The 25,210-nt window shown below is 71.1% G+C and carries 16 protein-coding genes; 15 read left to right on the forward strand and 1 reads right to left on the reverse strand.

The genetic code is table 11. The annotated features are described in order from the left end of the window. The first annotated feature begins 309 nt into the window (after positions 1-309). The 15 genes from AC5WRL_RS15355 (at position 310) to AC5WRL_RS15425 (ending at position 23,026) form a co-directional block, all read left to right on the forward strand. Complete coding sequence (locus AC5WRL_RS15355) at positions 310-1,329, forward strand: rod shape-determining protein (protein ID WP_030725649.1); 1,020 nt, start codon at positions 310-312, stop codon at positions 1,327-1,329. Positions 1,330-1,476: 147 nt separating this feature from the next. Then, positions 1,477-2,604, forward strand: a complete 1,128-nt coding sequence (mreC, locus tag AC5WRL_RS15360) for a rod shape-determining protein MreC (RefSeq protein ID WP_496089060.1) — start codon at positions 1,477-1,479, stop codon at positions 2,602-2,604. 3 nt (positions 2,605-2,607) lie between these two features. Further along, on the forward strand, positions 2,608-3,324 hold the full coding sequence (gene mreD, locus AC5WRL_RS15365; protein ID WP_496089061.1) for a rod shape-determining protein MreD: 717 nt from the start codon (positions 2,608-2,610) through the stop codon (positions 3,322-3,324). Beyond that, positions 3,321-5,675 (forward strand): penicillin-binding protein 2, encoded by a 2,355-nt coding sequence (gene mrdA, locus AC5WRL_RS15370; protein WP_496089062.1) that lies wholly within the window; start codon positions 3,321-3,323, stop codon positions 5,673-5,675. The genes mreD and mrdA overlap by 4 nt, the downstream gene beginning before the upstream one ends. Continuing rightward, a complete protein-coding gene (gene rodA, locus AC5WRL_RS15375) occupies positions 5,632-6,867 on the forward strand; it encodes a rod shape-determining protein RodA (RefSeq protein WP_496089063.1) in 1,236 nt (411 codons plus the stop codon). The genes mrdA and rodA overlap by 44 nt, the downstream gene beginning before the upstream one ends. Positions 6,868-6,900: 33 nt before the next feature. Then, positions 6,901-8,340 (forward strand): CHAD domain-containing protein, encoded by a 1,440-nt coding sequence (locus AC5WRL_RS15380; protein ID WP_496089064.1) that lies wholly within the window; start codon positions 6,901-6,903, stop codon positions 8,338-8,340. Between the two features lie 42 nt (positions 8,341-8,382). Beyond that, positions 8,383-10,311 (forward strand): TIGR03960 family B12-binding radical SAM protein, encoded by a 1,929-nt coding sequence (locus AC5WRL_RS15385; RefSeq protein WP_496089065.1) that lies wholly within the window; start codon positions 8,383-8,385, stop codon positions 10,309-10,311. A 4-nt stretch (positions 10,312-10,315) separates the two neighbouring features. After that, complete coding sequence (locus AC5WRL_RS15390) at positions 10,316-10,879, forward strand: GNAT family N-acetyltransferase (RefSeq protein ID WP_496089066.1); 564 nt, start codon at positions 10,316-10,318, stop codon at positions 10,877-10,879. A gap of 94 nt (positions 10,880-10,973) precedes the next feature. Further along, on the forward strand, positions 10,974-11,777 hold the full coding sequence (locus AC5WRL_RS15395; RefSeq protein ID WP_496089067.1) for a TIGR03936 family radical SAM-associated protein: 804 nt from the start codon (positions 10,974-10,976) through the stop codon (positions 11,775-11,777). Positions 11,778-13,705: 1,928 nt separating this feature from the next. Next, positions 13,706-16,711, forward strand: coding sequence for an Rne/Rng family ribonuclease (locus AC5WRL_RS15400; protein WP_496089068.1), 3,006 nt, complete (start codon positions 13,706-13,708; stop codon positions 16,709-16,711). Positions 16,712-16,972: 261 nt separating this feature from the next. After that, on the forward strand, positions 16,973-17,296 hold the full coding sequence (gene rplU / locus AC5WRL_RS15405) for a 50S ribosomal protein L21 (protein WP_496089069.1): 324 nt from the start codon (positions 16,973-16,975) through the stop codon (positions 17,294-17,296). Between the two features lie 14 nt (positions 17,297-17,310). After that, entirely contained in the window at positions 17,311-17,574 is a 264-nt protein-coding gene (rpmA, locus tag AC5WRL_RS15410; protein ID WP_385602860.1) for a 50S ribosomal protein L27, read from the forward strand. Between the two features lie 132 nt (positions 17,575-17,706). After that, positions 17,707-19,173 carry a GTPase ObgE gene (obgE, locus tag AC5WRL_RS15415; RefSeq protein WP_496089070.1) on the forward strand — a complete coding sequence of 489 codons (1,467 nt, stop codon included), beginning with the start codon at positions 17,707-17,709 and terminating at the stop codon, positions 19,171-19,173. A gap of 217 nt (positions 19,174-19,390) precedes the next feature. Further along, a complete protein-coding gene (locus AC5WRL_RS15420) occupies positions 19,391-20,896 on the forward strand; it encodes an SDR family NAD(P)-dependent oxidoreductase (RefSeq protein WP_496089071.1) in 1,506 nt (501 codons plus the stop codon). A gap of 48 nt (positions 20,897-20,944) precedes the next feature. Further along, positions 20,945-23,026, forward strand: a complete 2,082-nt coding sequence (locus AC5WRL_RS15425) for a hypothetical protein (RefSeq protein WP_496089072.1) — start codon at positions 20,945-20,947, stop codon at positions 23,024-23,026. A gap of 105 nt (positions 23,027-23,131) precedes the next feature. On the opposite strand, the gene AC5WRL_RS15430 is transcribed toward AC5WRL_RS15425, so the two are convergent. Beyond that, complete coding sequence (locus AC5WRL_RS15430) at positions 23,132-25,087, reverse strand: glycosyltransferase family 2 protein (protein WP_496089073.1); 1,956 nt, start codon at positions 25,085-25,087, stop codon at positions 23,132-23,134. Positions 25,088-25,210 lie beyond the last annotated feature (123 nt).

Here is a 25,210-nt window from a genome sequence, read left to right on the forward strand (position 1 = left end):
GAATCCCTGTCAGTCCGACACGGGGTCCGACCAGCGGCATCAGCCTGAACGCATTCCGCCTTTGTGGTATGTACAGTCGAACGAGGGAACCCGTCACCCGAACACGACGTCACCATGATGGAGGGCGGGCACGGTTCCCGCGACAATGGCGAAAGCGGCGCTCCGGCGCTCCGTGTTCGACCGGCCGTGGATACGATGGGACCAGCCGCCACACTTGCTGGGCGCGCATCGTTCATCGCACCCCCGTGCCGACCTCCCCGCCCACATCGCTCCAGCTGGAAGGCCAGATGTATCCCTATGGCGAACAATATGTCGTTCATCGGACGTGACATGGCAGTCGACCTCGGGACGGCCAATACGCTGGTGTACGTCAGGGGTCGCGGGATCGTACTCAATGAGCCATCGGTCGTCGCCATCAACACCAACACCGGTGGCATTCTCGCGGTCGGCGCCGAGGCGAAGAAGATGATCGGCCGGACCCCCGGCAACATCGTCGCGGTCCGCCCCCTGAAAGACGGGGTCATCGCCGATTTCGAGATCACGGAGCGAATGCTCCGCTACTTCATTCTCAAGATCCACAAGCGGCGTTATCTCGCCCGCCCCCGGGTCGTGGTCTGTGTGCCTTCCGGTATCACCGGAGTCGAGCGGCGCGCGGTCATCGAGGCGTCCACCCAGGCCGGCGCCCGTCAGGTGCACATCATCGAGGAGCCGATGGCCGCCGCGATCGGCTCCGGGCTCCCGGTCCACGAGGCCACCGGCAACATGGTGGTGGACATCGGCGGCGGCACCACCGAGGTCGCCGTCATCTCGCTGGGCGGCATCGTCACCGCGCAGTCCATCCGGGTGGCCGGCGACGAGCTGGACAACGCGATCATCCAGCACATCAAGAAGGAGTACAGCCTGCTGCTCGGCGAGCGCACCGCCGAGAGCATCAAGATCACCATCGGCTCGGCCTACGAGATGGACGAGGACGAGCACACCGAGATCCGGGGCCGCGACCTGGTCAGCGGGCTGCCCAAGACCGTGGTGATCTCCTCGGCCGAGGTCCGCAAGGCCATAGAGGAGCCGGTCAACTCCATCGTCGACGCGGTCAAGACGACGTTGGACAAGTGCCCCCCCGAGCTGTCCGGCGATGTCATGGACCGCGGCATCGTCCTCACCGGCGGCGGCGCGCTGCTGCGCGGCCTGGACGAGCGGCTGCGCCGCGAGACCGGTATGCCGATCCACATCGCCGAGGACCCGCTGGACTCGGTGGCGCTGGGCTCCGGCAAGTGCGTCGAGGAGTTCGAGGCGCTTCAGCAGGTGCTGGACGCCCAGCCCCGCCGCTGACCGCCGCGCCGGGCAGCGGCGGTCACCGCCCCGGCTGACACGCCGTCAGATCCGCCGCGTGGAAGGGACACCAATCCACGCGGCGGATCGTTGACGGTGGAGACGTGAAAATCGATTTCCTGTTCCAGAAAGGCACGGCCGCCGCACGTGAGGGACACACGAGAGAGCCGACTGCTTCTCGTTCTGCTGGTATCCATCGCGTTCGCGCTGATCACGATGGACATCCGGGGCGGGGACGAGTCCCCGCTCAACGGGCCCCGGGAGGCCGCCGCGGCCTTCTTCGGACCGGTGGAGAACGGCGTCGCCTCGGCGGTCGACCCGGTCGGCAACGCGATCTCCGCCGTCCGCGAATCCGGCGGCCGGCACGACCGCATCGGCGAACTCGAACGGGAGAACGCCGAACTGCGCCAGCAACTGGGCAGCGAGGCGCACCGTGATTCGCGCATACAGCAGTTGGACGACCTGCTCCAGACCGCCGGCGCCGGCCAGTACGGCATTGTCGGCGCGCAGGTCATCGCCATCGGCGCCACCCAGGGCTTCTCCTGGACCGTGACCATCGACGCCGGCACCCGGGACGGCATCGCCCGCGACATGACGGTGCTCAACGGCGACGGCCTGGTGGGCCGCGTCACCACCGTGGGCCCCAGCACCTCCACCGTGCTGCTGGCCAACGACCCCGGCTTCACCGTCGGCACCCGGCTGGAGGGCAGCGACGAACTCGGCTTCGCCACCGGCCGCGGCGACAACGCGCTCGATGTGCAACTGCTCAACCAGGCCGCCCAGGTGAAGAAGGGCGACCGGCTCGTCACCTTCGGCTCGGCCGACGACAAGCCGTTCGTGCCCGGCGTCCCGGTCGGCGAGGTCATCAACGTGGACCGCGCGGTGGGCGACCTGACCCGTACCGTGCAGGTCCGCCCCTATGTGGCCTTCACCCGGCTCGACCTGGTCGGCGTCGTGGTCGAACCGCCGCGCGACAACCCGCGCGACGCGGTGCTGCCGCCCCGGCCCGAGGACGAGGAGCCCGACAAGAGCGACAGGACCGAGGACAAGAAGACCGAGCGGGGCGAGGAAGGCGAGGGCACCGGCGGCGGCGAGGACGGCGGCGTGCAGAACCGCAGCACCCCGGGCGAGTCGCCGGGCACCCGCGACAACCGAGACAACCGCGACGACGACGACGGCGACGGCAGCGGCGACAACGACAGCGGCGACGACCGTGACGCCCGCCGCGAGCGGGACGCCGACCAGGACGACGACGACCCCGCCATCAGGAGCTGACCCATGCGCGTCTCCCGCACGATCCTCGCGGTGATCCTCGTCGTCGTGGCCCTGATCCTCCAGGTCACGGTCCTCGCCCGGCTCCAACTCCCCGGCGCCGTCCCCGATCTGCTGCTGCTCACCGTGCTCGGCCTGGCCCTGGTGTACGGCCATGTCGGCGGCGCCCTCGTCGGCTTCGGCGCCGGCCTGCTCGCCGACCTGGCCCCGCCCGCCGACCACGCGGTCGGCCGCTACGCCCTGGTGCTGTGCGTCATCGGCTACGCGGCCGGGCTCACCAAGCCCGAGACCGGCCAGCACCGTTCGGCGACCGTGCCGATGCTGGTGGTGGCCGGCGGCGCGCTTTCCTCCACCCTGCTGTACGCGGGCGTCGGCGCCCTCGTCGGCGACACCGCCGCCCGGCACGTGGGGCTCAGCGGGCTGTTGTTCACCGCCACCCTCTACGACCTGCTGCTCGCCCCGTTCACCGTGCCACTGGTGATGGCGATGGCCCGCCGGCTGGAGAACGACCCGCTCAAGGGCGACGGCTCCGGCGGCTCCTCGGCCGGCGCCGACGCCCTGTCCACCAGCTGGTTCTCGGGCGGCACCGGGCTCAGCACCCGAGGCGGGGGCCGCCGTACCCGCTACGGCAAGGCCGCCCGCATCGGCGGCCAGCGCAGCACGTTGCTCAGCCGCTCCGCCCGCAACCGGGCCGGGCGCATCAAGGGGGTCAAGCGACTGTGAGTAACATCCCGGAGACCGGACGGACCTCACGGGTCACCATCCGGCTGATCATCATCCAGATACTGGTCTTCTCCCTGCTGCTGACGCTCGGCGGCCGGCTGTGGTACCTCCAGATCCGGCAGGGCGACGAGTTCGCCGCAGCCGCCGCGGGCAACCACGTCCAGCAGGTCGTGCAGCCCGCCGTGCGCGGCGCCATCCTCGACGCCCGCGGCGTGCCGATCGCCGACAACGAGACCCGGCTCGTGGTCTCCGCCGACCGCTCCAAACTCACCCGGATGAAGGACAACGGCCAGGCCGTCCTCACCGATCTCGCCGAACTCCTCGGCATGGAGTACGAGGAGATCGCCCAGCGGGTGCGGCTGTGCGACGCGCAGACCCCGCAGCCCTGCTGGAACGGCTCCCCCTACCAGCCCATCCCCATCACGGACGAGGCCACCCCGCAGCAGGCGCTCCAGATCCGCGAGCGCGCCGAGGACTTCCCCGGCGTCAGCGCCGAACCCACCGCCGTACGCCGCTACCCCGCCCCGTACGGCTCGCACTCCGCGCAGGTGCTCGGCTATCTCTCCCCGGTCACCGACGACGAGGTCGCCGACGCCAAGGACACCGAGGCGCCACTGCTGCGCTCCGACCAGATCGGCCGGGCCGGGCTCGAACGCTCATACGACAGCTATCTGCGGGGCCAGCCAGGCGTCACCCGCTACGAGGTCGACAAGTTCGGCCGGGTGATCGGCGAAGCCGAGGGCGAGGCCGCCGCGGCCGGCGCCAACGTGGTCACCAGCATCGACTCCCGGGTGCAGGCCGTCGCCGAGCAGGAGCTGCTCGGCGCCATGGAGGCGGCCCGCGCCCAGACGGACGAGATCACCGGCCGCAAGTACGAGGCCGACTCCGGCGCCGTGGTGGTGCTGGAGAACGCCACCGGCCGCGTCGTCGCCATGGCCTCCGCCCCCGACTACGACCCCAATGTGTGGGTCGGCGGCATCTCCACCGACAACTACCAGGCGCTGACCGGCGAGGACTCCAACTACCCGCTGCTCAACCGGGCCATCCAGGGCCAGAGCCCGCCCGGTTCGACGTTCAAGGTGGTCACCTCCACCGCCGCCGTCAACGCCGGCTACGACTTCGGCGGCCGCTACGACTGCGGCTCCTCGTACAGCATCGGCAACCAGACGTTCAAGAACTTCGAGTCGCAGGGCTACGGCATGATCAGCCTTTACCGCGCCATCGAAGTGTCCTGCAACACCGTCTTCTACGGCATCGCGCACCGCGAGTGGGAGCGGGACGGCGGCATCAACCCCAAGGACGACCCCAACGACTTCCTCTTCACCACCGCGCACGGCTTCGGCCTCGGCGCCCGCACCGGCATCGACCTGCCGGACGAGGCCAGCGGCCGGATCCCCGACCGGCAGTGGAAGCAGGACTACTGGGAGGCCAACCAGGAGAACTGGTGCGAGGTCGCCGCCACCGACCGCCAGGACTACCCGGCCCGGATCGCCCGCGAGAACTGCACCGAGGGCATGAAGATGCGCGCCGGTGACATGCTGAACTTCTCCATCGGACAGGGTGACGTCCTGGTCACCCCGATCCAGATGGCCACCGTCTACGCGGCCATCGCCAACGGCGGCACCCTGTACGAGCCGTCCGTGGGCAAGGCCATCATCGGCGCGGACGGCACCGTGCTGGAGGAGATCGCCCCCGTCGTCGCCGGGCAGCTGCCCGCCGACGCGCAGACCGTCGCCGACCTCCAGACCGCCACCGAGTCCGTGATCACCACCGGCAGCGCCAGCTGGCGCTTCATGGGCTGGCCGCAGGGCACCATCCCGCTGCACGCCAAGACCGGTACGGCGGAGGCGTCCGGCGACAAGCAGACCACCTCCTGGCTGGCCACCTTCTCGCCCGACTACACCGTGGTGATGACCATCTCCCAGGCGGGCACCGGCTCCGGGGCGTCCGGCCCCGCGGTGCGCAACATCTACGAGGCGATCTACGGCGTCGGCGAGGACGGCTCCGTCAACGAGGAGCTGGCGCTGCTGCCCACCCCGCAGACCGCGCTGCCGGAGATCGACGAGAACGGCACCATCGTCGCCCAGCGCGACGAGCCGAAGTCCGACCGCGCCGAGGACGGCGAAGAGGGCGAAGGGGCCGGCGAGGGCGAAGAAGGCGCGGACGGCGACCGGGACGGCGAGGAAGGCCAGGAGCAGGACCCGGGCGACCGGCAACTGCCCGACAACCTGGACCCCGGCGGCGACCGCGACGGCCGGCAGCAGCCGCCGGGCGACGACCCGGCCGGCGAGCAGTGGAACGTCGGCAATGTGGCGGGACGGGACGAGCGGGACGAGAGGTCGAACGGCTGACGTGGGCGATTACTCCCTGAGCATCGGGCGGTTCGCACCCCGCAAGAGCGCCTGGCGGCGGCTGGCCGCCCGCGATTCGCTCGCCCGCCGGGTCGACTGGATCATGCTGCTGGCGGCCGGCGCGCTGTCCGTCATCGGCTGCGTGCTGGTGTGGTCCGCCACCCGCAACCGCACCGAGATCAACAACGACGACCCGCAGTACTTCCTGGTGCGGCAGTCCATCAACCTCGCCGTCGGCATAGCCCTGGCGGTGGCCGTGATGTGGCTGGGACACCACCGGCTGCGCAGCGCGGTCCCCGTCTACTTCGGATTCACCCTCGTGGTGATGCTGCTGGTGTTCACCCCGCTGGGCACCGAGATCAACGGCCAGCGCAACTGGCTGTCGGTCGGCAGCTACACGATCCAGCCCGGCGAGTTCGCCAAGGTCGCCGTGGTGCTGGTGATGGCGATGGTCCTCGCCGCCCAGGTCGACGCCGGTGACAGCGACCATCCGCGCCGCCGGGCCGTCCTCCAGGCGCTGGCCCTGGCCATGGTGCCGGTGACCATCGTGCTCATCGACGACATGGGCACCGCGATGGTGCTGTGCGTGATCATCCTCGGGGTGCTGCTGGCCTCCGGCGCCTCCCTGTGGTGGACCTCGGGGCTGCTGGCCGCGGCCGTCGTCGGCGGCGTGCTGGTGTGGCTGCTGGACATCCTCGACGAGTACCAGATCAACCGCTTCGCGGCCTTCGCCAACCCGGCGCTCGACCCCTCCGGCGTCGGCTACAACACCAACCAGGCCCGGATCGCCATCGGCGGCGGCGGACTCTACGGCAAGGGCCTGTTCGAGGGCACCCAGACCACCGGCCAGTTCGTGCCCGAGCAGCAGACCGACTTCATCTTCACGGTCGCGGGCGAGGAACTCGGCTTCGTCGGCGCCGGCGGGATAATCCTGCTGATCGGGATCGTGCTGTGGCGGGCGCTGCGCATCGCCAAGGAAGCCACCGACCTGTACAGCACGCTGATCGCGGCCGGCGTGGTCGCCTGGTTCGCGTTCCAGTCCTTCGAGAACATCGGCATGGCGCTGGGCATCATGCCGGTCGCCGGCATCCCGCTGCCGTTCCTGTCGTACGGCGGCACCTCCATGTTCGTCGGCTGGATCGCCATAGGGCTGCTCCAGTCCATCCGCATGAAGCGCCCGCTGTCGGCCTGAGCGGTCAGCCCCTACCGTGGAAGGGAGGGGCTTATGGCTGTCACCAGCGCGACCGAGACGGAGCGGAAGTACGAGGCCACCGGGCCGCTGCCGGAACTGACCGGCACCGGACCGGTGGCGGCCGTGCGCGGGCCGCAGGGCGCCGAGATCGTCCTGGAAGCCCGCTACTACGACACCACCGACCGGCGGCTGGCGGCCGACGGCATCACGCTGCGCCGCCGCACCGGGGGCGATGACCCCGGCTGGCAGCTGAAACTGCCGATCGACCGCGACCGGCGCGAGGAGATCCACGCCCCGCACAGCGCGGAGCTGCCCGCCGAGCTGGCCGCCCTGGTGCGGTCCAGGACCCGCGGCGCCGCCCTCGTACCCCTGCTGGAGCTGCGCACCGAGCGCGAGCCGCGGCTGCTCCTCGACGCCGGCGGGGAGCCGCTGGCGGAGGTGGTACGGGACCGGGTCGGCGCGCTGCGCGGGCGGCTGTCGGCGCACTGGGTGGAGTACGAGGTGGAGCTGCGGCCGGCCGCCCCCGCCGGGCTGCTGGACCAGATCGAGGAGCGGCTGGCGGCGGCCGGGCTGCGCCGCAGCGACGCCCCCTCCAAGGCGGCCCGCGCGCTGGCCGCCACCGGAGCCCCGCCGCCCGCGCCACCGACGGGTCCCGAGCTGCCGGCCGGCAGCGCCGGGGCGGCGGTCATGGCGTACGTACGGCGGCAGGCGCGGCTGATCGTCACGCTGGACCCGGCGGTACGGCGCGGGGTGCCCGACTCCGTGCACCGGATGCGGGTGGCGACCCGGCGGCTGCGCAGCGCGCTGCGCTCGCAGCGGGCGGTGCTCGACCCGCGGCGGACCGGGCCGATCGCCGGCGAGCTGCGCCGGCTGGCGGGCGAGCTGGGCGTGGACCGGGACCGTGAGGTACTGGCCGGGCGGCTCGCGGCGCGGCTGGCGGAGCTGCCCGAGGAGCTGCGGCGCGGCCCGCTGGAGCGGCGGGTGGCCGCGTACCTGGGCGAGCCCGGCGGCACCGGCGCCTCGGTGCGGGCCCTGGACAGTGAGCGGCACCGGGCGCTGCTGGCCGCGCTGGACGGGCTGCTGGCCGAGCCCCCGCTGCTGCCGGACGCGCACCGGCCGGCCGGGCCGGTGCTGGCGGCGGCGCTGCGGCGTGACGTACGGCGGCTGGAGCGGCGGCTGACGACGGCTGGCCGTACCCCGCCGGGCGCGGCGCGGGACGCCGCCTGGCACGGTGCGCGCAAGGCGGCCAAGCGGGCCCGCTACGCGGCCGAGACGGCCGGCAAGCGCAAGCGGGCCAAGGAGCTGGCCCGGGTGCAGCGACTGCTGGGGGCGCACCAGGACAGCGTGCTGGTGCGGGCCGCGCTGCCCGCGATCGCGGCGGCGGCGGAGGCGGCCGGGGAGCCGTCGTTCAGCTACGGGGTGCTGTACGGGCGGGAGGCGGAGCTGGCGATGGGCTATGAGCGGGAGCTGTAATCTGGGCAGCCGGTTCAGCCCCCTTCCGAAAGACACGAGTTCATGCCTGTCGAGTCGGTGTTCCCGCGCCTGGAGGCCCTGCTTCCGCATGTTCAGAAGCCGATCCAGTACGTGGGCGGTGAGCTGAACTCCACCGTCAAGGACTGGGACGCCTGCGATGTGCGCTGGGCGCTCATGTACCCGGACGCCTACGAGGTGGGGCTGCCCAACCAGGGCGTCATGATCCTCTACGAGGTGCTGAACGAGCGCGAGGGCGTGCTCGCGGAGCGCACGTACAGCGTGTGGCCGGATCTGGAGGAGCTCATGCGCAAGCATGAGGTGCCGCAGTTCACGGTGGACGCGCACCGGCCGGTGGGCGCCTTCGATCTGTTCGGGGTGTCCTTCTCCACCGAGCTGGGATACACGAATCTGCTGACCGCGCTGGATCTGGCGGGCGTTCCGCTGCGCGCGGCCGACCGCACCGTCGACCACCCGGTGGTGGTGGCGGGCGGGCACGCGGCGTTCAACCCGGAGCCGATCGCGGAGTTCATCGACTGCGCGGTGATCGGGGATGGCGAGCAGGCCGTGCTGGAGATCAGCGAGATCACACGCGGCTGGAAGGCGGCGGGCCGCCCCGGCGGGCGCGAGGAGTTGCTGCTGCGGCTGGCGAGGACCGGCGGGGTGTACGTGCCGGGCTTCTACGACGTGGAGTATCTGCCGGACGGCCGGATCGGGCGGGTCGTGCCGAACCGCTCGGGGGTGCCGTGGCGGGTGTCCAAGCACACCGTGATGGACCTCGACGAGTGGCCGTACCCCAAGCAGCCGCTGGTGCCGCTGGCCGAGACGGTGCACGAGCGGATGTCGGTGGAGATCTTCCGGGGCTGCACGCGCGGCTGCCGGTTCTGCCAGGCCGGGATGATCACCCGGCCGGTGCGGGAGCGGTCGATCACCGGCATCGGCGAGATGGTGGACAAGGGGCTGAAGGCGACCGGCTTCGAGGAGGTCGGGCTGCTGTCGCTGTCGTCCGCCGACCACAGTGAGATCGCGGATGTCGCGGGCGGGCTCGCGGACCGCTACGAAGAGGACAAGATCGGTCTGTCGCTGCCCTCGACCCGGGTGGACGCGTTCAACATCGATCTGGCGAACGAACTGACGCGCAACGGCCGCCGCTCCGGGCTGACGTTCGCGCCGGAGGGCGGCAGCGAGCGGATCCGGAAGGTCATCAACAAGATGGTCTCCGAGGAGGACCTGATCCGCACCGTGTCGACCGCGTACGGCAACGGCTGGCGGCAGGTCAAGCTGTACTTCATGTGCGGGCTGCCGACCGAGACGGACGAGGACGTGCTCCAGATCGCCGACATGGCGACCCGGGTCATCGCCGAGGGGCGCCGGGTCTCCGGCTCCAACGACATCCGCTGCACCGTGTCGATCGGCGGCTTCGTACCCAAGCCGCACACCCCCTTCCAGTGGGCGCCGCAGCTGTCGGCGCAGGAGACGGACGAGCGGCTGGCGAAGCTGCGCGAGAAGATCCGCGGCGACAAGAAGTACGGCCGCTCGATCGGCTTCCGCTACCACGACGGCAAGCCCGGCATCGTGGAGGGCCTGCTGTCGCGCGGCGACCGGCGGATCGGGGCGGTGATCCGCGCCGTGTACGAGGCGGGAGGCCGGTTCGACGGCTGGCGCGAGTACTTCTCCTACGACCAGTGGATGGAGTGCGCCGAGCGGGCGCTGCCGCAGTTCGGGGTGGATGTCGCCTGGTACACGACGCGCGAGCGCTCCTACGAGGAGGTCCTGCCCTGGGACCACCTGGACTCGGGCCTGGACAAGGACTGGCTCTGGGAGGACTGGCAGGACGCGCTGGACGAGACCGAGGTCGAGGACTGCCGCTGGACTCCGTGCTTCGATTGCGGGGTGTGCCCTCAGATGCAGACCGAAATCCAGATCGGCCCGACCGGCAAGAAGCTGCTGCCCCTGACCGTGGTCGGGAAGTAGCCGGGTGTCCTCGCCCGCGCTGGTCCGGCCGACCGAGACCGTACGCGCGTCGTTTCTGGCGGCGGTCGAGGAGTTCCGGGGGGAGGGGCGGGGCGCGGTCGGCGACAACTCGATGCTGGGGCGCGACATCGCGCAGTGGGCGCCGCGCTGGCAGGAAGCTGCCGTGTTCGCCGCCTATGTCGAGGAGACGCTGGCCGATGCCCGGGACGACGCCCGGCGGCCCGAGGGGTTCGTGCCGTCCACCGTGCTGTGGTGGGTGGACGGCGCCGAGTTCCTGGGCCGGCTGTCGATCCGGCACCGGATGACCCCCAGGCTGCTGGAGTGGGGCGGACTGATCGGCTACGACGTACGGCCCTCGGCGCGGCGGCGCGGGCACGGCACGGCGATACTGCGGGCGGCGCTGCCGAGGGCGCGCGCGCTGGGCCTGGATGAGGTGCTGGTGACCTGCGATTTCGACAATGTCGGCTCGAAGAAGGTGATCGAGGCGGCCGGCGGAGTCTTCGAGGACCGGCGGGCCGAGAAGCTGCGCTACTGGATCGCGACGGGGGCGCGCGCGGGCGGCGCGTAACCTGGAAGCGGACAACGGACGAACCGAACCACCGACCGAGGGACTGACGACACTGGGCAAGCGACAGCCCGTAGGCCCGCCGCCGGCGCCCGCCGTGCAGCGTGTACGACTGCGCTACACCAAGCGTGGCCGCCTGCGGTTCACCAGCCACCGTGACTTCCAGCGGGCTTTCGAGCGCGCACTGCGCCGGGCCGGGGTGCCCATGGCGTACTCCGCAGGATTCACCCCCCACCCTAAGGTCAGCTACGCGAACGCGGCGCCGACCGGGACGGCCAGCGAGGCCGAATATCTGGAGATCGCGCTGGCCGCGCCGCGCGAGGTGGCATGGTTGAAGGAGCGGCTCGACGAGTCGCTGCCGGCCGGCCTGGACATCGTGGACGCGGTGGAGGCGCGGGTCCCGGGGTTCGCGGAACGGCTGGAGGCTTCGCGCTGGGAGCTGCGCCTGGACGGCGTGGAGCCGGCGGAAGCGGAACGGGCCGTAAAACTTTTTCTCGCCGCTTCGACAATTGAGGTGTCGAGAGAAACAAAGAAGGGCATCAGAACGTTTGACGCCAGAGCCGCGGTGACCGCACTGGAAGCCACGGACGCGTACGCCTCCCCTTCGCCCTCCGGCGGGTCCGATGCGCTCGCGTCCGTCCCTTGTGCGATACTGCGCCTGGTAGTACGGCATCTCACACCTGCCGTACGACCCGATGACGTCCTGTCCGGTCTCCGTATTGTGGCCGACCTGGCGCCGCCGGTCCCCGCTGGGGTGACCAGGCTGGCGCAGGGGCCGCTCGATGAGGCGACCGGGACGGTGATCGATCCGTTTGCGCCTGACCGCGACGCTGCCTCGGCCGCCCTACCCACGGCCGCCGGACAGCAGGCCGCGGCGGTGCCGGAGATCACCGGACAGTGACGTTGTCACCGCGCCGCCCAACCGCATGGTGCCAGGGAGCCACTCGGGCCCGGCTGTTACCGGCAGGCGCACCGACCAGCAGACTTTCGCCGTAGCCGGACCGCAGGGAACGGATCGGAACCGGCGAGCGACACGACAGCTCCTGAGCGGCGCTGCCCGCCGCCCATCGGCGAGGCGCCCGGGAGCGTGACGGGAGAACCGCCCGCATGCACGAATCAAACGAGTCCGCCGAAGCGGACGTGACAACACACCGCGACCAGAACACACCCAGCGACACGCTGCCTCCGCGCCGGCGGCGCCGGGCAGCGAGCCGGCCGGCGGGACCGCCGGCCGCTACGAACAACGAGGGACAGGCCCCACAGGTGGCGCCCTCTACGAGTGAGAGTGCCGAACGTACGTCCGAGCGTGGCGTCGGCGGTGCCGACGCCACGAGCGATGTGACGCGCGTGGAGGCGACAGCCGGGGGTGCGGCCGGCGCGGAGGCGCCGAAGGCGCCACGCCGCCGCCGCGCCACCCGGGCGACGGCCGCCCCGGCCACCGGTGCCGGTGACGCCGCCGGGACGGCCGACACGAGCGGTACGTCGGTCACGTCGGCGGAGACCACTCCTGCCGTGGCTGAGGGTGAGGAGGCTTCGGCGCCGCGTGGGCGGCGTCGGGCGACTCGTGCGGCGTCCGCGCCGGCCGAGGCGGAGGCCGCGCCGGCCCCGGCTTCGCGTCGGCGGGCGAGTCGTGCCGCCGATAACGAGGACACCAGCAAGCCGGGTGCGGGCGGCGCCGAGCCGACCGTGGCGGTTGCGGCGGAGGCTGATTCCGCCGCCGCGCCGCGTGGGCGTCGTAGGGCGACCCGTGCCGCGTCCGCGCCGGCCGAGGCCGGTTCGGGCTCCGCCGCCGGCGAGCCCACCGCATCGGGTGCGGGTGCCGCCGGGACGGCCGACAGGGAGCCGATGGCCGCCCGCCGGGGCGCGAGCGGTACGTCGGCCTCGCCGGCGGAGACCACTTCCGCCGTGGCTGAGGGTGAGGAGGCTTCGGCGCCGCGTGGGCGGCGTCGGGCGACTCGTGCGGCGTCCGCGCCGGCTGAGGCGGAGGCCGCGCCGGCCCCGGCTTCGCGTCGGCGGGCGAGTCGTGCCGCCGATAACGAGGAGACGAGCAAGCCGGGTGCGGGCGGCGCCGAGTCGGCGCCCGCTGAGAACACCGTGGCGGAGGCTGATTCCGGCTCCGCCGCCGCGCCGCGTGGGCGTCGCAGGGCGACCCGTGCCGCGTCCGCGCCGGCCGAGGCCGGTTCGGGCTCCGCCGCCGGCGAGACCACCGCATCGGGTGCCGAGTCCGGCTCCGCCGAGACGACTGCCGGCGAGGTCACCGCGCCGCGTGGGCGGCGTCGCGCCGGCCGGGCCGCGTCGGCGCCCGCTGCGAGCGTGAGCGCTTCTGAGGCCGAATCCGGCCCCGCGTCGGACGCGAGCCGTGGGGAGTCGGTGCCCGCCGAGGCCGAGGCCGAGGCCGGCGTCGCGCCGCGACGGCGTCGTGCGACGCGCGTGGCGTCCGCGCCCGCGGTGAGTGAGGCAGGCAGCGCCAACAGCACGGACGAGCCCACGGTGGCGGCGGCCGATTCGGGCGACACCGCTGATGAGCGCGGCCGTGCGGATCGCGATGAGAAGACTTCCGCGCCGCGGCAGCGGCGTCGTGCGACGCGCGTCGAGTCCGCGCCCGCGCCCGAGGTGAGTGAGACCGCCGCCGCCGGCGAGCAGGCTTCCGAGGCGGACGCCTCGGTGCCGCGTAGGCGGCGTCGTGCGACGCGTTCCGCGTCGGCGCCCGAGCCGCAGGCCGTGGCGGCCGGTGCCGATGGCGTCGATGAGGACGCCGCTCCGCGTGGGCGTCGGCGGAGCGAGAGCGTGGCGCAGGATCAGGATGTGCGAGAGGCCGTGGAGGCTGATGTGAACCGTTCCGGTGAAGACGCCGCCGCGCCGCGTCGGCGTCGCCGGGCCACGCGGGGCGGTTCCGCGCCCTTCGAGGTGGCCGGCTCCGAGTCGGAGCCGCTGCCGCCCGCCGTGCCGGTGCCGGCGACCGCGGTGTTCCAGCCGCCGGTGTTCCAGGCGCCGATGTTCCAGACGCCCGAGCGGGCCGCCGCCGAGGCGGCTGCCGCGCTGGCCGAGTCCGAGCCGGAGCTGGAGCCGGAGGACGATCTCGACCTCGACGTCGATGTCGACGCCGTGGAGGAGAGCGACGAGGCGGAGTCCTCCGACGAGAGTGAGCGGCCCTCGCGCCGGCGGCGCCGCGGTGGGCGTCGGCGTCGGCGGGGAGAGACCGCCGAGCGGGCCGCCGAGAGCGACAGCGACGGCGAGGAGCCCGCTGGCGAGCCCGCCGAGGCCGAGCAGGACGCCGAGCCGGAGGCACCCGAGGACACCGATGGCGAGGAGTCCGGGTCCGGGTCCTCCCGGCGGCGGCGCCGGCGCCGGCGTCGCAATGACGACGCCGATGAGAGCGGTGGCACGGGCGCGAGCGACCCCGAGCGCACGGTGATCAAGGTTCGGGAGCCCCGTAAAAAGAAGGACAGCGAGTCGGCCGAGAGTGGCGACGGCGTGCAGTCCATCAAGGGCTCGACCCGGCTGGAGGCCAAGAAGCAGCGCCGTCGTGAGGGCCGTGAGCAGGGCCGGCGGCGGGTGCCGATCATCACCGAGGCCGAGTTCCTCGCCCGCCGTGAGGCGGTCGAGCGGGTCATGGTGGTGCGGCAGCAGGGCGACCGTACGCAGATCGGGGTGCTGGAGGACAACGTCCTCGTCGAGCACTTCGTGAACAAGGAGCAGTCCTCCAGCTACGTCGGCAACGTCTACCTCGGCAAGGTGCAGAACGTGCTGCCGTCGATGGAGGCGGCGTTCGTCGACATCGGCAAGGGCCGCAACGCGGTGCTGTACGCCGGTGAGGTCAACTTCGAGTCGCTGGGGCAGGGCAACGGCCCGCGCCGGATCGAGGCGGCGCTCAAGTCGGGCCAGCCCGTGCTCGTCCAGGTCACCAAGGATCCGATCGGGCACAAGGGAGCCCGGCTGACCAGCCAGATCTCCCTGCCGGGCCGGTATCTGGTGTATGTGCCCGAGGGTTCGATGACCGGGATCAGCCGCAAGCTGCCGGACACCGAGCGGGCGCGGCTGAAGCAGATCCTCAAGAAGATCCTCCCCGAGGACGCGGGCGTCATCGTGCGGACCGCCGCCGAGGGCGCCAGCGAGGAGGAGCTGACCCGCGACGTCGAGCGGCTCCAGGCGCAGTGGGAGGAGATCCAGAAGCGCGCGAAGAAGGGCAACGCCCCGACGCTGCTGTACGGCGAGCCCGACATGACCGTGCGGGTGGTCCGGGACATCTTCAACGAGGACTTCTCGAAGGTGATCGTCAGCGGTGACGAGGCGTGGCAGACCATCCACGGCTATGTCTCGCAGGTGGCGCCCGATCTGTCGGAGCGGCTCCAGCGGTGGACCTCGGAGGTGGATGTCTTCGCCACCTACCGGATCGACGAGCAGTTGATGAAGGCGCTGGACCGCAAGGTGTGGCTGCCCAGTGGTGGTTCGCTGGTGATCGACCGCACCGAGGCCATGGTGGTCATCGATGTGAACACCGGCCGGTTCACCGGTCAGGGCGGCAACCTTGAGGAGACCGTCACCAGGAACAACCTGGAGGCGGCCGAGGAGATCGTGCGCCAGCTGCGGCTGCGGGACCTCGGCGGCATCATCGTGATCGACTTCATCGACATGGTGCTGGAGTCGAACCGGGATCTGGTGTTGCGGCGGTTGCTGGAGTGCCTGGGCCGGGACCGCACCAAGCACCAGGTGGCCGAGGTCACCTCGCTGGGTCTGGTGCAGATGACCCGCAAGCGGGTCGGGCAGGGGCTGCTGGAGTCGTTCTCCGAGCAGTGCGTGCACTGCAACGGCCGGGGCGTCATCGTCCACATGGAGCAGCCGCACACGCACGCGGCTGCCGTTGGGGGCGGCGGCAAGAAGGGCAAGGGCGGCAAGGCGGCCGGGCGGAAGGAGAAGGCGGCTGCGGCTGCCGCTCCGGAGGCCGGGGCCGAGGCCGAGGCCGCGCCCGAGGCCGTGTCCGCGCCCGAGGCCGTGCCGGCGCTGCTGCCGGAGGCGGGGGAGGAGCGCGAGGCCGAGGTGGTACCGGTGCGGGAGCCGGCGGCCGTGTTCACCCCGGACGAGGAGTTGTACGGGAGTGTGGCCGAGGCCGAGGAGGCGGCGCGGCGTGGTCCGCGTGGCCGGCGCCGGGCCGGTCGCAAGGCGAGCGCTCCGGCCGGGTCGCCGAAGCCGGTGCGGGAGGCCAAGGAGGAGGCGGTGACCGTCCTTCCGGTGGCCGAGGCGCAGCCGGAGCAGGAGCCGCAGGCCGAGCCGGTGGCACCCGCCCCGGTGGCCGAGGAGCCCGCGCCGCGGCGGCGTACCCGTAAGGCGTCGGCTCCGGCCGGGTCGCCGAAGGCGGCGGCCGACGAGGCGCCGGCCCTGGTGGTCGTGCCGTCCGAGCCGGTGACGGTCCCGGAGCCGGCCCCGGCGCCGGTGGCCGAGGCCGCGGAGCCCGCGCCGAAGCGGCGGCGGGCGGTGCGGCGGGTGTCCGCGCCGGCCGGGTCGCCCGACGGTGGTACGGAGGCGGCGGTGACGGTGATCCCGTCGGCGGCCACGTCCCAGGAGCCGCAGCAGCAGGCCCCGCAGGAGCAGGAGCAGGAGCAGGAGCCGGCGCCGGCGAAGAAGGCCACCAGGAAGACGGCCGCCAAGAAGACGGCCACGGCGAAGAAGACCACCGCCAAGAAGACCGCGGCGAAGAAGGCGACGGCGAAGAAGACCGCCACGGCCAAGAAGACCGCGGCGAAGAAGAGTGGTACGGCGAAGAAGTCCACCGCCAAGAAGACGGCGGCGGCGGAGCAGCAGGCACCGCCGTCGGTGTCGGCTTCGGCCGAGGACTGATCCCGTACGGACCGGCTGCCCCGTGTCCCTCCCCCGCGGAGGGATGCGGGGCAGCCGTACGTCGGGCGGTCCGGGATTTGACCCGGTCGTCGGGTGAAAACTAGAGTTGATCCTCGGCGTGTCAGCAGACCCGTCATTGCTTCTGAGCATCCACCTCCCGCGTTGTGCGCGTCAGCGCCCCGGGAGAGGCCGGGCAGGCCGCTTGTCGTCCGCCGTCCGGCTGGCATCAGGGGTTCCGAATCGAGCGAGAGAGAGTTCCGCGTGTACGCGATCGTGCGCACCGGCGGTCGTCAGCAGAAGGTTGCTGTCGGCGATGTCATCGAGGTTGACCGTCTTTCCAGCAGCAAGGTCGGCGACACCGTCGAGCTCTCCACGCTGCTCGTCGTCGATGGTGAGACCGTCACCAGCGACCCGTGGGTGCTGGCCGGCGTCAAGGTGACGGCCGAGGTTGTCGACCACCACAAGGGCGACAAGATCCGGATCCAGAAGTTTAAGAACAAGACCGGCTACAAGCGGCGCATCGGTCACCGTCAGCTGCACACCCAGCTGAAGATCACCGGCATCCCCGCCCCGGCTGCGAAGTAAGGGACTGAGCTGACATGGCACACAAGAAGGGCGCGTCGTCCACTCGGAACGGCCGCGATTCGAATCCCCAGTTTCTCGGCGTGAAGCGCTTCGGCGGCCAGGTCGTGAGCGCCGGCGAGATCCTGGTCCGCCAGCGTGGCACCCACTTCCACCCCGGTAAGGGTGTTGGCCGTGGCAAGGACGACACGCTGTTCGCGCTGGAGGCCGGCTCGGTGGAGTTCGGCCGCTACCGTGACCGCAAGGTCGTGAACATCGTTCCGGTCGCGGTCGCCGAGTAATCACGGGGACGCTTCAGCAACCCCCGAGGGCGGATCAGCTTTCCCAGCGGACAGCGGGGGAAGCGGATCCGCCCTCGTCGTTGTTGCATCTGTTGACATAGCCACGTTTTCATTCGCCGGGAGGCATCCGTCATGACCACCTTCGTGGACCGCGTCGAACTGCACATCGCCGCGGGTAACGGGGGCCACGGCTGCGCCTCCGTGCACCGGGAGAAGTTCAAGCCGCTGGGCGGCCCGGACGGCGGTGACGGCGGGCATGGTGGAGATGTGGTGCTGGTTGTCGACACCGAGGTCACCACACTCCTGGAGTATCACTACAGTCCGCACCGCAAGGCCACCAACGGCAAGCCGGGCGGGGGCGGCAACCGTACCGGGGCGAACGGCCAGGATCTGGTGCTGCGGGTACCGGACGGCACGGTGGTGCTGGACCGCAGCGGTGCGGTGCTGGCCGACCTGGTCGGCGAGGGCACCACGTTCGTGGCGGGGGCCGGCGGGCGGGGCGGGCTCGGGAACGCGGCGCTGGCGTCGGCACGGCGCAAGGCGCCCGGGTTCGCGCTGCTGGGGGAGCCCGGGGAGGCCCGGGACATCGTCCTGGAATTGAAGTCGGTGGCGGACGTGGCGCTGGTGGGATATCCCAGCGCCGGTAAATCGTCGCTGATCTCGGTGCTTTCGGCGGCGAAGCCGAAGATCGCGGATTATCCGTTCACCACGCTGGTGCCGAATCTGGGGGTGGTGACCGCCGGATCGACCGTGTACACGATCGCGGACGTGCCGGGGCTTATCCCGGGCGCGAGCGAGGGCAAGGGCCTTGGCCTGGAGTTTCTTCGGCATGTGGAGCGCTGTTCGGTGCTGGTGCATGTGCTGGACTGCGCCACGCTGGAGTCCGACCGGGAGCCGCTGTCCGATCTCGATGTGATCGAGGCGGAGCTGGCCAGCTACGGGGGTCTGGCGGACCGGCCGCGGGTGGTCGTGCTCAATAAGACCGATATTCCTGATGGTCAGGATCTCGCGGACATCGTGCGGCCGGATCTTGAGGCGCGCGGGCTCGCGGTGTTCGAGGTGTCGGCGGTGTCGCGCAAGGGGCTGCGGGAGCTGTCGTTCGCGCTGGCCGAGCTGGTGGCGCGGGCCCGGGCGGCGCGGCCGAAGGAGGAGTCGACGCGGATCGTCATCCGGCCCAAGGCGGTGGACGACGCGGGGTTCACCGTACGGCAGGAGGGCGAGGGCCTGTACCGGGTGCGGGGCGAGAAGCCGGAGCGCTGGGTGCGGCAGACGGACTTCAGCAACGACGAGGCGGTCGGCTATCTCGCGGACCGGCTGAACCGGCTGGGGGTGGAGAACGAGCTGCTCAAGGCCGGTGCCCAGGAAGGCGACGGGGTGGCGATCGGGCCCGAGGAGAACGCGGTGGTGTTCGACTGGGAACCCACCATGGCGGGTGGCGCCGAGCTGCTGGGCCGGCGTGGTGAGGACCGGCGGATGGAGGACCCGCAGCGGCCGGCGGTGCAGCGGCGCCGGGACCGGGAGGCGGAGCGTGAGGAGCAGGAAGCCAAGAACGCCGGGGACATTCAGCGTGAATACGATGAATTCCGTCCCTTTGGCTGATATTGGCGAAGTGACGCTCGCTTGAGTTGCCGCTTGCGGAGGGCCGGTTTCGCTGAGCCGATGGGGCTCGGCGAAGCCGGTCAGAGTACCTGATAGTTATCACAAGGCGGTAACGGGCGACAACGATTCATCCGTATGACAAGTCAGTCTTCCGCAGGGGTTAACCTTCTACTCGCGTACGCGACACTTCTTCAAACCGGCGGGAGCGGTTTTGTCTATGCATGCCAAGGGGGCTCGCCCTCGTACCACCGCGGTCGTTCTTGCGGGTGGCACCGGTCAGCGGGTGGGTCTTTCCATACCCAAGCAGCTCATCAAGATCGCCGGTAAGGCCGTCATCGAGCACACCCTGGCCATCTTCGAGGAGTCGTCGGACATCGACGACATCATCGTGCTGATGACCCCGGGGTATGTCGCGGACGTCGAGAAGATCGTCGCCAAGGCGGGGCTGACCAAGGTGACGCAGGTCATCGAGGGCGGCGCCACCCGTAACGAGACCACCGAGCGCGCCATCGCCGCCGTGGGCGCCGCGCTGGCGGACGGCGAGAGCGAGGAGGACCGCAACCTCCTCTTCCACGACGCCGTGCGCCCGCTGCTGTCGCAGCGCGTCATCAGCGACTGCGTGACCGCCCTGGAGCGCTACCGCGCGGTGGACGTGGCCATTCCGTCCGCCGACACCATCATCGTGACGCGTACGCACGGCGAGGACGGTGAGTTCATCACCGAGGTCCCCGACCGCTCCCGGCTGCGCCGCGGGCAGACGCCGCAGGCGTTCAAGCTCGCCACCATCCGCCGCGCGTACGAGATAGCCGCCGGCGACCCGAATTTCCAGGCCACCGACGACTGCTCGGTGGTGCTGAAGTATCTGCCGGACGTGCCGATCCATGTGGTGCCCGGTGACGAATTCAACATGAAGGTCACCCAGCCGGTCGACGTCTTCATCGCCGACAAGCTGTTCCAGCTGGCCACCACCGCCGTACCGCAGGTCGCGGACGAGGCGGCGTACCGGGAGCGGCTGACCGGCAAGACGGTGGTGATCTTCGGGGGCTCGTACGGCATCGGCAAGGACATCGCCGATCTGGCGGCCGGGTACGGGGCCACCGTCTATCCGCTGGGGCGGTCGACGACCGGTACGCACGTGGAGAACCCGGCGGACATCGAGGCGGCGCTGGCGAAGGCGCACGCCGAGACCGGGCGGATCGACTATGTGGTCAACACCGCCGGGGTGCTGCGGATCGGGAAGCTCGCCGAGACCGAGGATTCGGTGATCGAGGAAGCGCTCACCGTCAACTATCTGGCGCCGGTGCGGATCGCGCGGGCCGCGCACCAGTATCTGGAGCGGACCGGCGGGCAGCTGTTGCTGTACACCTCCAGCAGTTACACGCGCGGGCGTGCGGAGTACAGCCTGTACTCGTCGACGAAGGCCGCCATGGTGAATCTCACCCAGGCGCTGGCCGACGAGTGGGCGGGCGACGGGGTGCGGGTGAACTGCGTCAACCCGGAGCGCACGGCCACCCCGATGCGTACCAAGGCGTTCGGACAGGAGCCGGCCGGTACGCTGCTGTCCTCCGAGGCGGTGGCCCGTACCTCGCTGGATGTGCTCCTTTCGGGCCTGACCGGGCATGTGATTGATGTGCGGCAGCAGGACCCCACGGCGGACGCGACGCAGGCGGGGTCGTTCGACCGGGCGCTGGCCGCCGCGTTGCAGGGCGGCGGCGCCGCGTGAGCGGACGCCTCCACTGATCACACCATCTATACCGAGGTGATAACCCGAATGCTGGCCGGACTGATCGGGCGCGGTGGCCGTTGGCCAAGCATCCTGCTCGTGGTCTACGTGGTGAGCGCGGCAGCGCTCTCCGCGACCGTTGTCGACGGCAACGAGGCGGTCTTCTTCACCGCGCTGGTGCTCAACTACGTGGCCGACTGGGCCCTGCGCAAGCGCGGGCGGTACATCAACCGTCTGATGCGGCGGTTCGGGTTCGGCGAGCGGATACGGGAGCTGTACCGGCTGCTGCTGCTGGTCGCGCTGGCGCTCTCGCAGGAACTGGCGGGGGTGCGGATCCTGGCGGTGTGCGCGGCGGTGCTGTTCCTGGCGAACAGCTGCCAGCAGCCGCTGGTCACCTTCCGGGTGCGGCGGCGCAATCTGCCGGTGGCCGCGCTGAACATGGACATGAGCGCGCTGGGCCGGCGGATACCCGACCTGCCGAGCGCCGCGCTGCTGAGCCCGCGCGGGCTGAGCCGGATACCGGGGCCCGAGCTGGTGCTGGGGGCGGCGGTGGCCGCGGTGGTCGCGGGCGCGGACAAGAACTGGATGCTGGTGGCGGTGCTGGCGCCGCTGCCGGTGCTGATCTCGCTGGTGCACGCGGCGTGGCACGCGTTCCGCAATCTGCGGCTGCCGGAGCCCGCCGAGGTGCTGGAGGTCGTGAACCGCAATCTGGCGGAGTACCGGCCGGAGGTGGCGCTGTACTTCACCTTCGCGGCGGGCGGCCAGGACTTCATGTACCAGGTCAACATGTGGGTCGACGCGATGGAGAAGATGGACCGTCGCGGTGTGATCATCCTGCGGGAGACGGCGGCGATGCGAGGTCTTGAGCAGACCCGGCTGCCGGTGGTGTGTGTGCGCAGGGCGGACGATCTGGCGCAGCTGGATCTGTCGGACGTGCGGGTGGCGTTCTACCCGGGGAACGCCGGCAAGAACGTGCACATGTTGCAGCGAGCCGAGATCCAGCATGTGTTCATCGGGCACGGCGACAGCGACAAGCTGGCGAGCAGCAACCGGGTCAGCCGGGTGTTCGACGAGATATGGGTCGCGGGCCAGGCGGGCCGGGACCGTTATCAGCGGGTGCGGCACGCGATCAGCGACGCGTCGATCGTGGAGGTCGGGCGCCCGCAGCTGTCGGAGGTCAGGCCGGCGGGGGAGCGGCTGGTCGGGGAGCGCGGTACGGGCCAGGGCCTGACCGTGCTGTACGGGCCGACGTGGGAGGGCTGGACGGATGACGCCTGCCACACGTCGCTGATCCCGATGGGTGAGGCGATCATCGGTGGGCTGCTGGAGCAGGGCGATGTGCGGGTCATCTACAAGCCGCACCCGCTGACGGGCAAGCGCTCGGCGGCTGCCGCGGCGGCGGACGCGCTGGTGCAGCGGCTGCTGACCCAGGACAACGCCCGGCGGGCGGCGCGGCGTGATCCGGCGCGGGTGGCCGAGACCGAGCGGGAGCTGGCCCGGCTGGAAGCGCGGATGGATGAGCTGTCGGGGGCCGTGGAGAGCGGTGACCGGTTGCAGAAGACCCGGGACGCGCGGGTGCCGGACCGGGATCTGCGGGCCGAGATCGAGGTGCTTCGGCGGGCGTGGAGCGAGCTGTTCTGGGCCGATGAGTATCAGGGCGGACAGCATCTGATCGTGACCAGCCGGCTTCCGTCGCTGTATGACTGCTTCAATCACTCGGATGTGCTGATCAGCGATATGTCGAGTGTGATCTCGGACTTCGTGGCGAGCCGCAAGCCGTATGTGGTGACCAACGCGGAGGACGTGGACCCGCAGGAGTACCGGCTCCAGAACCCGACGGCGGGCGCGGCGTATCTGCTGGGCAGCGACTGCGAGGAACTGTCGGAGATCCTGGGGCGGATACGCGGGCCGGTCGGCGCCGATCCGATGGCGCGGCGGCGTACTCAGCTGAAGGAGTACCTGCTGGGCGCGGACGAGCCGTCGTCCATGGTGCGGTTCAACGGGGCGGTCGAGGAGCTGTACCGCAAGGGCCTGCGGGCGTTCCCGCTGGGGACGACGGCGGAGCCGGTGCCGGCGTCGCCGGACTACTCGGACGCGATGCCTGCGCCACGGGTGGGGACCACGCGCTAGCGGCGACGCGTTGAACGAGGACGGGCCCGGATCGGAGACGATCCGGGCCCGTCCGTATGCGTGGGCGTGTGGGTGGGTGTGTGGGCGTGCGGGCGTGCGGGTGTGTTACTTGCGGAGCAGGGCCTTGACGATGCTCTTGCGCCCCACCCGGACGGTGAGGGTCTTGGTCTTGGCGGCCGGCAGTGGCTTGGCGTACCAGAACTGGAGCAGCCGGCGGCGCCATTGGGCGACGGGAAGCTCCTTGGGCACGGAGACGGGGTGGGTGGCGCGGCGTGGGGTGGCGCCGGGGACGTCGAGCAGCCACTGCACGCGCCAGTCCCCGGGCGCGGTGAGAGGTACGGCCTGCTCGAAGCGGCCGGAGGCGGCGTCGACGTCGACGGTGTACTCCTGCCGGCTGCCGGTGGCGTCGGTGAGCCGGATCAGCAGCCGCTCGCCGGCGCCGAGGCTGCGCAGCGTACCGCCGAGGAGCAGCCGGGAGGAGTCGCCGGGGGACCAGCGGGCGTCGCCCGCCTTGAGTTCGCGCTTGAGGCGGGAGACGGGGGCGCTGATCTTGAGGCTGAGGTTGCCGCGCGCGGTGAAGTAGGCGCGCAGCGGGCGGAGCTGGGTGCCGTCGCGCGGCTCGTGGCTGACCGGCGCGGTGTCGAGGTCTTCGGAACGGCTGCCGAGCCGGGCTTCCTTGGTGAGGCCGGCGGTGGTGACGGCGACGAACACGTCCCAGGTGCCGGCCGGGAGCGGCTGCCCGTCGGCGGCGGTGCGGAGGGGGATGTCGAGGGCGGTGGGGGAGTCGAGGGGGATTCGGTGCTCCTCACCGCCGTCGCGCTCCCGGAGGAGGAGGGCGGCCTGCTGCTCGTGGCCGACAACGCGGTGCAACTGGACTTTCCCCTCGACGCGCAGGGTGCCGGCGGTCTCGTCGAGGCGGAGGCGGGCGAGGTCCTGGCGGACGGTGAGCTGGTCGGTGTAGTCGTAGACGCTGTCCGGGATCTTGACGGCGTCGTCGCGGAAGTAGGGATAGTGGGCGTAGGCCCGGCCACCCTCTTCGACGGTGACGTCGAAGAGGCGTTCGGCGGCCGGGGTTTCGTTGAAGCGGCGGACGGCGAGCAGTTCGTCGAGCATGCGGTGCTGGACGAGGTGGCACTGGAGCCGCAGCATGGCGGGCAGCCGCGCGGCGAGGGCGTCGGTGTGGTAGGCGTCGAGGAGCGGGCTCAGGTCGGCGAGGAGCTGTTCCTGCTGGGCGCGGGTCTCGACCTGGGGCAGCCGGCGCAGTATCCAGGGGAGTTCGGTGTCGAGGTGGCGGTGCAGCAGGTGGTCGCGCTGCGGTCCGGCCGGGACCTCGTCGGCGACCAGCGGCATCATGTGCTGGAGGACGCGGACGCGCGAGTCGAGATCGGTGACCGTCTTGGTGCTGTTGCCGCCGTCCTCGCGGTGGACCCAGTAGACGCAGTCGTAATCGGCGACGACGGATATTCCGGCGGCGCGCAGATAGGCGAGTGCGGTGAAGGGCTGGTCCTCGCCGACTTTCAGATCGTGGCCGAAGCGCAGCTGGTGTTTTTCGATGAGTTCGCGGCGGTAGAGCTTCATCGGGTTGAGCGTCCAGTAGACGCGGGAGGAGAAGACGTCGGTGTTCTCCTCGTTCTTCTTGTACATGGTCGGGGATTTGCGTCCGCCGACTCCTATGGTTTTGCCGAGGACGACGTCGGTGCTGTTGTGGTCGGCGGTGCCGACCATGCGTTCCAGGGCTTCGGCGCCGAGGTAGTCGTCGGCGTCCAGGAAGAAGACGTACCGGCCGCGGGCCTGGTCGAGGGCCCGGTTGCGGGGGCCGGCGGCACTGCCGGAGTTCTCCTGATGGATGACGCTGACGGTGGCGGGGTGTTCGGCCGCCAGCCGGTCGAGCTCCGCACCGGTGCTGTCGGTGGAGCCGTCGTTGACAGCGATGATCTCCAGCCGTTCGCGGCCGATGCTCTGCTCAAGGGCGGAGGTGACGCTCTTGGTGAGGTACGGCATCGCGTTGTAGGCGGCGATGATGACGCTGACGTCCGGCGTGTGACCGGTTTGTGTGCTCATCGTAGGCCCATCAGGATTTGAATGAATAACGTCTGAAAATAAGAAGGCTGTTCGGTGAAACATTACCGGGCGGGCTCACCCCGAGACACCCCGAACGCCTGAATCAGCCGGAGTCCGACGGGA

The organism is Streptomyces sp. NTD107, assembly GCF_059510435.1.

Excerpts from the sequence above, each read along its gene's own strand:
- AC5WRL_RS15355 (WP_030725649.1), top strand. The coding sequence starts at position 310 with ATGTCGTTCATCGGACGTGACATGGCAGTCGACCTCGGGACGGCCAAT.
- mreD (WP_496089061.1), top strand. The coding sequence starts at position 2,608 with ATGCGCGTCTCCCGCACGATCCTCGCGGTGATCCTCGTCGTCGTGGCC.
- rodA (WP_496089063.1), top strand. The coding sequence starts at position 5,632 with ATGTGGCGGGACGGGACGAGCGGGACGAGAGGTCGAACGGCTGACGTG.
- AC5WRL_RS15380 (WP_496089064.1), top strand. The coding sequence starts at position 6,901 with ATGGCTGTCACCAGCGCGACCGAGACGGAGCGGAAGTACGAGGCCACC.
- AC5WRL_RS15385 (WP_496089065.1), top strand. The coding sequence starts at position 8,383 with ATGCCTGTCGAGTCGGTGTTCCCGCGCCTGGAGGCCCTGCTTCCGCAT.
- rpmA (WP_385602860.1), top strand. The coding sequence starts at position 17,311 with ATGGCACACAAGAAGGGCGCGTCGTCCACTCGGAACGGCCGCGATTCG.
- obgE (WP_496089070.1), top strand. The coding sequence starts at position 17,707 with ATGACCACCTTCGTGGACCGCGTCGAACTGCACATCGCCGCGGGTAAC.
- AC5WRL_RS15420 (WP_496089071.1), top strand. The coding sequence starts at position 19,391 with ATGCATGCCAAGGGGGCTCGCCCTCGTACCACCGCGGTCGTTCTTGCG.
- AC5WRL_RS15425 (WP_496089072.1), top strand. The coding sequence starts at position 20,945 with ATGCTGGCCGGACTGATCGGGCGCGGTGGCCGTTGGCCAAGCATCCTG.
- AC5WRL_RS15430 (WP_496089073.1), bottom strand. The coding sequence starts at position 25,087 with ATGAGCACACAAACCGGTCACACGCCGGACGTCAGCGTCATCATCGCC.